Origin of the sequence: Streptomyces sp. NBRC 110611, assembly GCF_001590865.1 — a bacterium.
In the GTDB taxonomy this organism is placed as follows: domain Bacteria; phylum Actinomycetota; class Actinomycetes; order Streptomycetales; family Streptomycetaceae; genus Streptomyces.
Map to the genome: position 1 here is coordinate 108430 of NZ_BBUY01000015.1, position 12523 is coordinate 120952.

Annotated in this window: 13 protein-coding genes; 10 read left to right on the forward strand and 3 right to left on the reverse strand. The window is 69.9% G+C overall.

Annotated elements, in window-relative coordinates; all coding sequences use genetic code 11:
- Positions 1-25 precede the first annotated feature (25 nt).
- The 8 genes from AZE13_RS25575 to AZE13_RS25610 all read left to right on the forward strand — a co-directional run bounded on the left by AZE13_RS25575 (position 26) and on the right by AZE13_RS25610 (position 7036).
- A complete protein-coding gene (locus AZE13_RS25575) occupies positions 26-859 on the forward strand; it encodes a helix-turn-helix domain-containing protein (RefSeq protein WP_066936605.1) in 834 nt (277 codons plus the stop codon).
- Positions 841-1053: a DUF397 domain-containing protein gene (locus tag AZE13_RS25580; protein WP_066936608.1), complete on the forward strand. Its 213-nt coding sequence runs from the start codon at positions 841-843 to the stop codon at positions 1051-1053. Before AZE13_RS25575 ends, AZE13_RS25580 begins: the two co-directional genes overlap by 19 nt.
- Before the next feature lie 253 nt (positions 1054-1306).
- The gene (locus tag AZE13_RS25585; protein WP_066936610.1) at positions 1307-2926 is read left to right on the forward strand and encodes an ATP-binding protein; all 1620 of its coding nucleotides are present in this window, start codon (positions 1307-1309) and stop codon (positions 2924-2926) included.
- Positions 2923-3351 carry a roadblock/LC7 domain-containing protein gene (locus tag AZE13_RS25590; RefSeq protein WP_066936613.1) on the forward strand — a complete coding sequence of 143 codons (429 nt, stop codon included), beginning with the start codon at positions 2923-2925 and terminating at the stop codon, positions 3349-3351. The genes AZE13_RS25585 and AZE13_RS25590 overlap by 4 nt, the downstream gene beginning before the upstream one ends.
- Positions 3348-3710 carry a DUF742 domain-containing protein gene (locus AZE13_RS25595; RefSeq protein ID WP_066936615.1) on the forward strand — a complete coding sequence of 121 codons (363 nt, stop codon included), beginning with the start codon at positions 3348-3350 and terminating at the stop codon, positions 3708-3710. Before AZE13_RS25590 ends, AZE13_RS25595 begins: the two co-directional genes overlap by 4 nt.
- Positions 3685-4317 (forward strand): ATP/GTP-binding protein, encoded by a 633-nt coding sequence (locus AZE13_RS25600; protein WP_066936618.1) that lies wholly within the window; start codon positions 3685-3687, stop codon positions 4315-4317. The genes AZE13_RS25595 and AZE13_RS25600 overlap by 26 nt, the downstream gene beginning before the upstream one ends.
- Positions 4314-5867 (forward strand): cytochrome P450, encoded by a 1554-nt coding sequence (locus tag AZE13_RS25605; protein WP_398780226.1) that lies wholly within the window; start codon positions 4314-4316, stop codon positions 5865-5867. Before AZE13_RS25600 ends, AZE13_RS25605 begins: the two co-directional genes overlap by 4 nt.
- Positions 5780-7036, forward strand: a complete 1257-nt coding sequence (locus tag AZE13_RS25610; protein ID WP_066936622.1) for a cytochrome P450 family protein — start codon at positions 5780-5782, stop codon at positions 7034-7036. Before AZE13_RS25605 ends, AZE13_RS25610 begins: the two co-directional genes overlap by 88 nt.
- Before the next feature lie 19 nt (positions 7037-7055).
- Here AZE13_RS25610 and AZE13_RS25615 read toward each other — a convergent pair whose 3' ends face one another.
- Both AZE13_RS25615 and leuA read right to left on the reverse strand, forming a co-directional pair.
- On the reverse strand, positions 7056-7766 hold the full coding sequence (locus AZE13_RS25615) for a TerB family tellurite resistance protein (RefSeq protein ID WP_066936786.1): 711 nt from the start codon (positions 7764-7766) through the stop codon (positions 7056-7058).
- Positions 7767-7952: 186 nt separating this feature from the next.
- Entirely contained in the window at positions 7953-9731 is a 1779-nt protein-coding gene (leuA, locus tag AZE13_RS25620) for a 2-isopropylmalate synthase (RefSeq protein ID WP_066936625.1), read from the reverse strand.
- Positions 9732-10062: 331 nt separating this feature from the next.
- Between leuA and AZE13_RS25625 the strand changes: the two genes are divergently transcribed.
- Both AZE13_RS25625 and AZE13_RS25630 read left to right on the forward strand, forming a co-directional pair.
- Complete coding sequence (locus AZE13_RS25625) at positions 10063-11157, forward strand: M4 family metallopeptidase (RefSeq protein WP_066936628.1); 1095 nt, start codon at positions 10063-10065, stop codon at positions 11155-11157.
- A 127-nt stretch (positions 11158-11284) separates the two neighbouring features.
- Positions 11285-11551: a protealysin inhibitor emfourin gene (locus AZE13_RS25630; protein ID WP_066936630.1), complete on the forward strand. Its 267-nt coding sequence runs from the start codon at positions 11285-11287 to the stop codon at positions 11549-11551.
- Between the two features lie 12 nt (positions 11552-11563).
- On the opposite strand, the gene era is transcribed toward AZE13_RS25630, so the two are convergent.
- Positions 11564-12502: a GTPase Era gene (gene era, locus AZE13_RS25635; protein WP_066936633.1), complete on the reverse strand. Its 939-nt coding sequence runs from the start codon at positions 12500-12502 to the stop codon at positions 11564-11566.
- Between the last annotated feature and the right edge of the window lie 21 nt (positions 12503-12523).

The following is a 12523-nucleotide window of genomic DNA, read 5'->3' on the forward strand; positions in this document are numbered from 1 at the left end:
TGTACAGCGCAAGGGGGCAAGGCCGATGGCCGACACTTCGCGACGGGCCGCCTGGGAGTTCTGGGGCGCAGAACTCAAGCGGCGAAGAGAGGGAGCCGGTCTCACTCAGGACGCGCTGGGGCGGCGGGTATTCGTCTCCGGCAGCTACATCGGCCAGTTCGAGAAGGCGCTCCGCAGGCCACAGCTGGACGTGGCGATCCAGATCGACGAGGTGCTCCACACCGACAGCTATTTCGAGCGGGCCTGGCGCGAGCTGATCGACGACAAGCGGTATCCGCGTTACTTCGCGGCAGCGGCGGATCTGGAGCGGCTGGCGACAAAGATCTGCGACTTCGAATCGATGATCGTGCCTGGGCTGCTGCAAACGCCGTCGTACGCGCGAGCACTCCTGCTCGCGGGCAATCCACTCGCGACGGACGAGTACATCGAGGAGAAGGTTCGGGCCAGGCTCGACCGGGCGGCCATCCTCAAGGAGGCCGCACGGCCCACATACTGGGCCATTCTGCATGAGGCAGTGCTGCGAGTGCCGGTAGGCGGTCCAGCCGCCATGGCCGATCAGCTGGAGCACATCACACGGCTCATGCGCGAGCGGAAAATCCTGGTGCAGGTACTCCCGTTCGCGGCGGGCGCGTTTTCGGTCATCGGAAAGATGGTGACGCTCATGGAGTTCGAGGACGCCCCGCCAACTGCCTATACAGAAGGCGTGTATTCAGGGAATTTGCTGGACGATCCGGCCGTAGTGAAGCACGTACAGGAGGGTTACGATCTGGCTAGGGCCGCCGCGCTGTCGCCGGAGGCGTCCCTGGCCCTGATCGAATCGGCGGCGGAGGACTACAGACGATGCGCGAGTACGACCTGAGCAACGCTGAGTGGCGCAAGAGCAGCTACAGCGACACCAACGGCGGCAGCTGCGTCGAGATCGCCGACCAGTTCCCCGGCCTCGTCCCCGTCCGAGACAGCAAGAATCCGCATGGCCCCGCAATCGCGTTCCAGGCCACCGCCTGGTCCGTTTTCGTAGACGCCGTCAAGAACGAACGGTTTCCGGGCGCCTGACCGGGCTTCACCGAGGGTACACAGAGCGCACGCGCACGGCCCCGTCATCTCCGCTGGATGACGGGGCCGTATCGCGTTATGGTCCGGGCATCGTGGGCGGAGCGTGAGCTTCCGCACTTCTCAGCCGGGTCCCGGGAAGGCCCCTCACGGCACGTCAACTCCCCGGTAGCATCCCGTGAGAATCGGCAGCACGACGGCGTGATGGCCGGCCGCCCCGCGTCAGTACCGTCAGTACCCCCATATAAGGATCTCGATGACATCCATACCGGAGGCGCTGTTGTGGTGCCTCAGCGCAGGTACGGCCGCCGCCGTGGTCCTGGCGGCGCTCCAGATCCGGGCGAGCGGACAGCGCAAGGCCCTGAGAGCGCGCCTGACCTCCGCTGAGGAACAGAACAGCGCCACGCTCCACAGCAATACGGAGCTGACGGCCCGGCTGCGCGCCACCGAGGCCGAGATCCAGCACCTCGCCGAGGCCCGGCTGCCCGACCTCGCCACCGCGCTCGCCCACCCGCATGTGCCCGTACGGGGGCTGAAGGACTCCCGGTTCGCCGGGACGGAGACGGACCAGGCGCTCCAGGCCGTACTGGACCAGGTCCGCGAGGCCGTCACCAAGGAGCGGGCCCGGGTGGACGCGGCGGCGCAGTCCACGCTGCGGGGGGCGACGACCACGATCCAGGCGCTCCTCTACCGGCTTCAGACGGCGCTCCAGGAGATGCAGCACCGCCACGACGACCCCGGTGTCGCGCAGGATCTGCTGGAGGCGGACTTCCTCAACGAGCAGGCGCTGCGGCGTGTGCAGGCCACGGGTGTGGTGTGCGGGGCGTGGCCGGGGCTGACCCGGGAGGACTCGTACCTCGCCGAACTGGTCGTGGGGGCCTCGTCGCGGCTGCGCGGGTATGAGCGGGTACGCATCAGCAATCAGCTGCGGGACCCGATCGCGGTGGTCGCGCGGGCCGTCGAGCCGGTCGCGATCACGGTCACCGAGCTGCTGGCCAACGCGCTGCACCACTCGCACCGGGAGCTGCCGGTCACGGTCACCCTCCAGCAGGGCAACCGGGGTGCGTCGGTGATCATCGACGACTACGGCGTCGGGATGCACGGTGACGAGATCAAGGCGGCGATGGAGCTGCTGTCGGGCGAATCCGATCTGCTGCTGACGCAGCTCGGGGATCCGCCGCGGTCCGGCTTCGCGGCGGCCGGCCAGCTGGTGCGCCAGTACGGCTTCGGGGTGCATGTCGAGTCGTCGCCGTACGGCGGGGTGCGGGCCGTGGTGTACGTCCCGGGTGATCCGCTGCTCACCGTCCTCGACGAGACCGCCCAGCCCATGTCCGTGATGGCTCCGCTGCCGCACCGTTCCGGACTGCCGGATCGTTCCGCCTCCGTACTGCCCACGGGGGCGGCGGGCGGTGCGGCCACCGGCCAGGCCTCGAGCCAGACATCGAGTACGACCTTGAACCTGCATTCGCCCACGCAGCCCGCTCAGCCCACGCAGTCCTCACCGCACTCACAGGCCGCGCAGCCCACGGCACCCCCGCGGCACGCGCAGCCCGCGCAGTCCGCACCGCCCGTTGCGGACGCGCCCGCGCCCGCCGCACCGGCCGAGGGGGAACTCCCGCGCCGGCGCCGCCGTAAGCCCGTCTCCGAGCTTTCCGAGCTCTCCGGGCACTCCGGCCTCTCCGCACATTCCGAACTCTCCGCGCACTCCGAACTCCCCGAGCCCGCCGAGAGCGCCCCGCGCTCCGCACCGCTTCCCCCGCGCTCCCCGGAGGAGACCGGATCCCGCTGGGCCGCGCTCCAGCGCGGTACCGAATCCGGCCGGGCAGCAGCTCAGTCAGATCCCCCTCGCAGTCCGGAAGGGAACGCCCAACCATGAACAGCCCTACCCGCCGCCGTGTCACCGAGGACAAGTCCTGGGTGCTGGCGCCCCTTTTGGAGTTGCCGCATGTTACCCACGCAGCCGTGATCTCCGGTGACGGATTCATCGAGGGCGCCTCGCCGGGCCTGACCCGCGAGTCCGCGGAGGGGGTCGCCGCGATGATGTCCGCGCTCCAGGGGGCCGGGCGCGCCGTCACCGCCGCGTTCGCCGGGAAGAGCGACACCCGGCTGCGGCAGACCGTCATCGAGTCCGAAGAGGGCTTCGTCTTCGCGATACCGGCCGGTGAGAACACCTGCCTGGCCGTCTTCGCCGACCCGGAGGTGAACATGGGAGTCGTCGCACACCATATGCAGATCCAGGTGACGACGCTGGGCAGCAAGGTCATGAACAGCCCGGCCCGGGACCTCGGTAACCCGGCATGACACCGCGCCAGAGCAGCGGGCGGCGCCTCGTACCGGCCTATCTGGCGACCGGCGGACGCGCCCAGCCCAGCCGTAACACGTTGGACCGGCTCACCCTGCTGCACAGCGCGGGCATGCCGATCACCAGTGACGTACGCCCGGAGGAGCACCGCATCCTGGAGCTGTTGCAGCCCGGGGCGCTGTCTCTGGCCGAGGTCGCCGCCTACCTTCAGCTGCCCGTCAGTGTGGTGAAGGTGCTGGTCGCGGACCTCGTCGACGCCGGGTGGCTGTACGCCCGTGCCCCCATCCCCGAAGCCGAGCAATTCGACCGACAGATCCTGGAGAGGGTTCTCGATGGACTCCGCTCTCTCAAGTCCTAGTACCGGTACCGGTAGCGGTACGGGCAGCATGTACCTCGCCGGCGAGGACCAGACGCTGGTGAAGCTGCTGGTCGCAGGGCCGTTCGGGGTGGGCAAGACCACGCTCATCCGGGCGATGTCCGAGACCCCGCCGCTGCACACCGAAGAGGTCATGACCCAGACCGGCGCGGCCGTCGACGATCTCGCCGGGGTACGGGAGAAGACCACCACCACCGTCGCCATCGACTTCGGGCGGCTGACCCTGCCCGGGAACCTGGTGCTCTACCTGTTCGGCACGCCCGGGCAGAAACGGTTCCGTCCCCTGTGGCAGGACATCGCCCGGGGCGCGCTGGGCGCCCTGGTCCTCGCGGACACCCGCCGGCTGGCGGACTCCTTCGAGGTGATGGACATCATCGGGGAAGCCGGACTGCGCTACGCGGTGGCGGTCAACACCTTCCCCGACGCGCCCGAGTACAGCGTCGAGAAGCTCCGCGAGGCGCTCGACCTGCACCCGGACACACCGCTGGTCATGTGCGACGCCCGTGACCGGGACCAGTCCGTCGACGCGCTGATCGCGCTCGTCGGGCACGTGCTGGCCCATACCCCCGAGGAGACCCCGAACCCGTGACTTCCCCGCACCAGCCGGGAGCCGCCGCACCGCCACCGGGCTGCCCGGCACACGCCGCACCGCAGCAGCAACCGCACCCGCAAGAGCACGAGCCACAGTCACCGTCACCGTCACAGCAGTGGCAACAGCAGCAACAGTGGCAGCAGCAACAGCAGTGGGCCGCGGCGCCTCAGCAGTCCATGGAGCATCAGCAGTCCATGGGGCACCCGTACCAGCAGCAGCCCATGACGGGGCATCCGCAGGCCGCCCCGCCCGAAGCGCAGCCGCTGGTGAAGCTCTACGGACCGGAGTTCGCCGCCGATCCGCACCGTATCTACGCGCAGCTGCGGCAGTACGGCGCGCTGGCGCCCGTCGAGATCGCGCCGGACGTGACCGCGATGCTGGTCACCGACTACCGCGCGGCGCTCGACCTGCTGCACGACGACAGCACCTGGTCGAAGGACTCCCGGGAGTGGATGGCGACGGTCCCCGAGGACTCACCGGTCATGCCGATGCTGGGGTGGCGCCCCAACGTCTTCTTCAACGACGGTCCGGCGCACGACCGCTACCGGGACGTCATCGTCGACAGCTTCAAGCTGGTCGAACCGCATGAGCTGCGCGCGCGGGTGCACCACGCCGCGGACAGCCTGATCCAGCGGTTCGGCGCCCGGGGCGAGGCCGAGCTGATCGGGGAGTACGCGCGGCTTCTCCCGCTGCTGATGTTCAACAACCTCTTCGGGATGCCCGATTCCTACAGCGAACGGCTGGTCGCGGCCCTCGCCGGCATGCTGGAGGGCAACTCCCCCGAGGAGGCGGCCGCCGCCAACGAGGCGTACACCAACTACATCATGGAGCTGGTCGGCTCGAAGAAGGCCGAGCGGGGCGCCGACCTGACCTCGTGGTACATGGACCACCCCAACGGGCTGAGCGACGAGGAAGTGGTCCACCAGATCATCCTCACGATGGGCGCCGGCAACGAACCGCTCGCCAACCTCATCGGCAACGCGCTCTCCCGGATGCTGTCCGACGACCGCTACTACAACACCCTCTCCGGCGGTGCGCTCACCGCGCAGGACGCGATCAACGAGGTGCTGTGGAACGACCCGCCGCTGACCAACTACTCCGCGCACTACCCGGTCCGTGACGTGTTCTTCCACGGCACCTGGGTGCGCAGAGGCCAGCTGGTGATGGTGTCGTACGCGGCCTGCAACAGCCAGTACGACACCGGCTCGCCGGCCGCGACCGGCTCGGGCGGCGGCTCGCACCTGGCGTGGGCGGCCGGCCCGCACGCCTGCCCGGTGCAGCGGCACGCCCTGCTGATCGCCACCACCGCGATCGAGCGGCTCACGGCCTGGCTGTCCGACATCGAACTCGCCGTGGACGCCTCCGAGCTGCGGTGGCGCAACGGCGCCTTCCACCGGGCGCTGACCTCGCTCCCGGCCCGGTTCACCCCCATCACCCCCGACCAGGCAGGAGCCACTCCATGGCACAACAGGGACAGCAGCAGCCCTACGTCATCGACCCGGTCGGAACCGACATCCACGGAGAGGCAGCCCGCCTCCGCGCACTAGGCCGGGTGGTGCGGGTCGAGCTGCCCGGCGGTATCGAGGCCTGGTCGGTCAACGAGCACACCCTCCTCAAGGAGCTGCTGACCGACGACCGGGTCTCCAAGAACCCCCGGGACCACTGGCCGGCCTGGCAGCGCGAGGACATCCGCAGCAGCTGGATCCAGTCGTGGGTCGGCGTCACCAACATGTTCACCGCGTACGGTCCCGATCACCGGCGGCTGCGCAAGCTGATCGCGCCGGCGTTCACGGCCCGCCGTACGGAAGCCATGCTGCCGCGCGTCGAACGCATCACCCACGCCCTGCTGGACGACCTGGCGAGCCGGCCGGCGGGCGAGGCGGTCGACCTCCGCGCGCACTTCGCGCACCCCCTCCCCATGCAGGTCATCTGCGAGCTCTTCGGCTTCCCCGAGGGCGCGCCGCGGGCCGAACTGGCCCGGCTGGTCGCGGCCATCATGGACACCACCGCCACCCCGGAACAGGCCGCGGCCACCGGCGCCGGCGTCCACGCCCTGCTCTCCCAACTGGTCGGCAGCAAGCGCGAAGCGCCCGCCGACGACCTCACCAGCCTGCTCGTCGCCGCCCGCGACGACGAGGGCAACGGGATGACCGAGCAGGAGCTCCTCGACACCCTGCTGCTGGTCCTCGGCGCCGGGCACGAGACCACCGTCGATCTGATCGGCAACGCCGTACACGCCCTGCTCACCCACCCCGAGCAGCTGGAGCTGGTGCGCTCCGGCCAGGTCGCGTGGAGCGACGTCATCGAGGAGACCCTCCGCTGGGCCCCCAGCATCGCCAGTCTCCCGCTGCGCTTCGCGGTGGACGACATCGAGATCCCCGGCGGCCCCGTCATCCGCAAGGGCGACGCGATCCTCCCGGCGTACGCGGCCGCCGGCCGGGACCCGGAGTTCCACGGCGGCACCGCCGGCGACTACGACATCCGGCGCCCCCACCAGGAGCACCTCGCCTTCGGCCACGGCGTCCACCACTGCCTGGGCGCACCGCTGGCCCGTATGGAGGCCCGGATCGCCCTGCCGGCCCTGTTCGCCCGCTTCCCCGACCTCCGACTGGCCGTTCCCGCCGCCGAGTTGCGGCCCAATGACGGCTTCATCTCCGGCGGCCTGAGCAGCCTTCCGATCCACCTGAAGCCGGGCGGCGGGGCCGCCTCCGCCTGACCCGCGGCCCGTACGCCGCTTATGACGGCGTACGGGCCGCCGCCAGCAGTCGGCTGGTGTCGGCGGGGCGGAGCATCAGGGCGCTGCCGACCGTGGCGAGGGTCTCGCGTTCGGCGGGGGTGTAGGAGCCGTCGGCGAGGGCGATGCGGGCGCCCTGGAGGAGGAGGGATTCACGGCCCGCGGGGGCGAGGTGCGGGGCGAGTGGCTCCAGGCACTCGTGGAGCTCTATGGCGAACGCGGTGTCGCAGAGGCCGGGGCCGGGCCGGCCGCCGCTGCCGGCGGATTCAGCGGTGTCGGCGGTCTCCGTGGCCTCAGTGGCCTCCGAGGTCTCGGCGGTGACGGCGGTGACCGCGGCGAGGAGGGTGAGGAGCTGCTCCTCGGAACAGTCCGCGAAGCCGGCCGCCCGGACGGCGCCGACCGCCGCGTCCCGGACCGCCCGGGAGGAGGTGCCGCCCGCGGCGAGCAGGGCGAGGGTGATGGTGTGGACGGCGTCCCGGAGCATCGCGGAGAAGCGGACGGTGGTGGGGTGGTCGAGGGTGTCCAGGCCGAAGTGGCCACGGCAGGCGGAGCATTCCACGACGGGGCCGGCGATGCCGCGGGAGAGCAGCGGAACACCGAGGACGGTGAGGCGGCGCCGGCCGCTGCGGCGGCGGTAGTTGCGGTCGCCGCCGCAGTCCGGGCAGAAGAACTCGCCGTCGGAGACGGTACGCCAGGACGTGCACACGCCCATCACACAGATCTTGCGCCCCACATCAGTCCTCCGTCACTCCCCCACAGCCCCATCGCCCTATGAGACGTGATGTTAGCCACACCTTTGATGCGGCGTCAGCACCTCGTATCGGACAACCGATACCGCAGAGGGATCCGCCCTTCCGGAGAAGGACGGATCCCCTGGCGCACGACGCGATAGGACGGCTCAGCGGCCCACGCGGTTGACGGCCGAGACGACGGCCTTGAGGGAGGCGCGGGTGGTGTTGGCGTCGATGCCGATGCCCCACAGCACCTTGCCGTCGATCGCGCACTCGATGTACGAGGCGGCCTGCGCGGAGGCGCCCTCGCTCATCGTGTGCTCCTGGTAGTCCAGCAGGCGTACGTCGATGCCGATGCCCTGCAGGGCGTCGAAGAACGCGGAGATCGGGCCGTTGCCGGAGCCGGTCAGGACAGTGTCCCGGCCGTCGACGACCGCCTCGACCGTGAGCGCGTCGACGCCGTCCCGGTCCGTCGTGGTCTGCCCGTTCTTGACCTGGATCCGGCCCCACGGGTTGCCGGGGTTGGGCAGGTACTCGTCCTGGAAGACGGACCAGATGGCGGCCGGGGTGACCTCGCCGCCCTCGGCGTCGGTCTTCTCCTGAATGATCCGGGAGAACTCGATCTGCATCCGGCGCGGCAGGTCCAGCTTGTGGTCGTTCTTCAGGACATAGGCGATACCGCCCTTGCCGGACTGCGAGTTGACGCGGATGACGGCCTCGTAGGAGCGGCCGACGTCCTTGGGGTCGATGGGCAGGTACGGCACCGCCCACGCGATCTCGTCGACGGTCCTGCCCTGGGCGGCCGCGTCGGCCTCCATGGCGTCGAAGCCCTTCTTGATGGCGTCCTGGTGGGAGCCGGAGAAGGCGGTGTAGACCAGATCGCCCGCGTAGGGGTGGCGCGGGTGGATCTCCATCTGGTTGCAGTACTCGCTGGTGCGGCGGATCTCGTCGATCTGCGAGAAGTCGATCTGCGGGTCGACGCCCTGGGAGAAGAGGTTCATGCCCAGCGTCACCAGGTCGACGTTGCCGGTGCGCTCGCCCTGGCCGAACAGACAGCCCTCGATCCGGTCCGCGCCGGCCATGACGGCCAGCTCGGCCGCCGCCACCGCCGTACCGCGGTCGTTGTGCGGATGGACGGAGAGGCAGATGTGCTCGCGGCGGGACAGGTTGCGGCTCATCCACTCGAAGCGGTCCGCGTGCGTGGACGGCGTCGAACGCTCCACCGTGGCGGGCAGGTTGAGGATGATCTCGCGCCCCTCCTCCGGCTGCCAGACGTCCATCACGCCCTCGCAGACCTCCAGCGCGAAGTCCAGCTCGGTGTCGGTGAAGATCTCGGGGCTGTACTGGTAGCCGAAGACCGTCTCGTCGCCCAGGATCTTCTCGGCGTACTCCACCACCAGCCGGGTGCCGTCCACCGCGATCTGCTTGACCTGGTCCCGCGAGCCGCGGAAGACCACCCGGCGGAAGACGGGGGCGGTGGCGTTGTACAGGTGGACGGTCGCACGGTGGGCGCCGACCAGCGACTCCACGGTCCGCTCGATGAGTTCCTCGCGGGCCTGCGTCAGCACGGAGATGGTGACGTCCTCCGGGATCGCGCCCTCTTCGATGATGGAACGGACGAACGCGAAGTCGGTCTCCCCGGAGGACGGGAACCCGACCTCGATCTCCTTGTAGCCCATGCGCACCAGCAGGTCGAACATCTCGCGCTTACGGGCCGGGGACATCGGGTCGATCAGCGCCTGGTTGCCGTCGCGGAGGTCGGTGGACAGCCAGCGGGGGGCGGCCGTGATGCGGTTGTCCGGCCAGGTGCGGTCGGGGATCTCGACGGCCTCGTAGCGGCCGTACCGGTGGACCGGCATGCCGGAGGGCCGCTGGAGCTGCGTCGCGTTGGTGATCGGCGTGCGGCGGCCGACGGCGTTGGCTGCGGGGCTCGACGGGTTCGACATGGTGCGTGGGGCTCCTCGTATGTCCGCTGGGGAGGGACCCCCCTGCTCCGTGAGAGCTCGGGGGAGGCCGACAGCGCGAACGATCGCAACACCGGACACCGCGGGGAGGGGGTCGGCCGACGACTACAGGCCCTCACCGCGGCAGCTAAGGAGAAGCAGCCCGAAACGCATGATGCCGATCACCCTAGCCGAGGTACGTCCTGAGCGGCGGGTGTGTATCAGTATGCGGGACCGTGGTGGACGTCACGGGCTAAATGCGACGAACCACACATATTAAGGAATCTTCCCCGCAAGCAGTGACAGCGGCGCTACACAGTGCCACGGTTTTTCCATGGACCTCAACTCCTCGGCCAAGCACACCTGCGCCCCCACGACGCCCGTGTTCTGCACGATCATCCCGCCGCACATCCTCAGCAAGCTCGCCGAGTCGGACGACCCCGCCCGGCACGAGCCCGCCCGCCGCACCCTGGAGCACGACCACCTCCGGCGCACCCGGCGCCGCGAGGTCTGCGCGGAAGCCCGTACGCCCGGCGAGGCCGCTACCGACGCCGACAAGCCCAACCGCACCATCTACGACGCCGAGCACCAGGAGACCCTGCCCGGCACCAAGGTGCACTCCGAGTCCGACGGCCCCTCCCAGGACGGGTCCGTCAACCGCGCGCACGCCGGCCTCGGCGCCACCTTCGAGCTCTACCTCAAGGCCTACGGCCGGAAGTCGATCGACGGCGCCGGCCTGCCGCTCGATGCCACCGTCCACTACGGCGAGAAGTACAACAACGCCTTCTGGGACGGGGAGCGGATGGTCTTCGGCGACGGGGACGGCGACCTCTTCCTGGACTTCACCCTCCCCGTCGACGTCATCGGCCATGAGCTCACCCACGGCGTCACCCAGTACACCGCCAACCTGGAGTACCAGGACCAGGCGGGCGCCCTGAACGAGTCGCTGTCCGATGTCTTCGGCTCGCTGATCAAGCAGTACGCCCTCGGCCAGACCGCCGACCAGGCCGACTGGCTGATCGGCGCCGATCTGCTCGGCCCGGGTGTCGACAAGGGCACGGCGCTGCGCTCCATGAAGGCCCCCGGCACGGCGTACGACGACGACGTCCTCGGCAAGGACCCGCAGCCCGCCACCATGGAGGACTACGTCGACACCATGGACGACAACGGCGGGGTGCACATCAATTCCGGCATCCCCAACCACGCCTTCTACCTGTTCGCCAGCGACCTCGGCGGCAAGGCCTGGGAGCGCGCGGGCCAGATCTGGTACGACGTGCTGACCGGCGGCAAGCTGGCCAAGAACGCCAAGTTCACCGACTTCGCCAAGCTCACCGTCGCCGCCGCGCAGGCCCGCTTCGGCTCCGGTGACGAGCTGACGGCCGTGACGAAGGCCTGGAACCAGGTCGGTGTCGACCTCAAGGCCACGTAGCCGAGGGAGCCTGAGCGGGCGCGGGGCGGGGGCGGCCGGGAGGCGCTCCCGCCCCGCGCACGACTACCGTGGTCACACGGGGTAGGAGACCGTCGCAGAGCATCCGGCGACGTCGGAGGAGCCCGATATGCACATTCACGTCCACCGCACCGGCGGCTTCGCCGCCATCGACCGCCGCGCCGAGATCGACACCGCGGACCGCGAGGACTCCGGGGAGTGGCAGGCCCTCGCCGAACGGGCCGTCGCCGACGGCCACAGCGAACCCCCCGTCGGCGTCCCCGACGGCTTCAGCTACCAGATCACCGTCGACGGGCACACGGTGTACTGCTCCGACCCCCGCCTCACGGACGAGCAGCGGACCTTGATCACCAGGGTCATGCGGGAGGGGGCCTAGCCCCCGGAGGCCTCAGAAGCCGAGCTTGCGCAGCTGCTTGGGATCGCGCTGCCAGTCCTTGGCGACCTTGACGTGCAGATCGAGGAAGACCGGCGTGCCGAGAAGCGCCTCGATGTGCTTACGGGACTTGGTGCCGACCTCCTTCAGGCGCTTGCCCTTGGGGCCGATGATGATGCCCTTCTGGCTGGGGCGCTCGATGTAGACATTGGCGTGGATGTCGAGGAGCGGCTTGTCCGCCGGGCGGTCCGCGCGCGGCAGCATCTCCTCGACGACCACCGCGATCGAGTGCGGCAGCTCGTCGCGTACGCCCTCCAGCGCGGCCTCACGGATCAGCTCGGCGACCATGACCTGCTCGGGCTCATCGGTGAGGTCGCCCTCCGGATAGAGCGTCGGGCCCTCCGGGAGGAGCGGAACCAGCAGGTCGGAGAGGAGCGACACCTGCTTGTCGCCGACGGCCGAGACCGGAATGATCTCCGCCCACTCGATGCCCAGCTCCTTGCCGAGCTGGTCGATGGCGAGCAGCTGGGTGGCCAGCGCCTTGGAGTCGACCAGGTCGGTCTTGGTGACGATGGCGACCTTGGGCGTCTTCTTGATCCCGGCCAGTTCGGCGGCGATGTAGCGGTCGCCGGGGCCGATCTTCTGGTCGGCGGGCAGACAGAAGCCGATGACGTCGACCTCGGCCCAGGTGGTCCGGACGACGTCGTTGAGCCGCTCGCCGAGCAGGGTGCGCGGCTTGTGCAGGCCCGGGGTGTCCACGAGGACCAGCTGCGCGTCGGGGCGGTGCACAATGCCGCGCACGGTGTGGCGGGTGGTCTGCGGCCGGTTGGAGGTGATGGCCACCTTCGTGCCGACGAGAGCGTTCGTCAGGGTGGACTTGCCCGCGTTGGGGCGGCCGACGAAACAGGCGAAGCCGGCGCGGTGCGGGGCGGAGGAGTCGGTACGAGCGCTCATGGCGCCCATTCTCTCTGATCG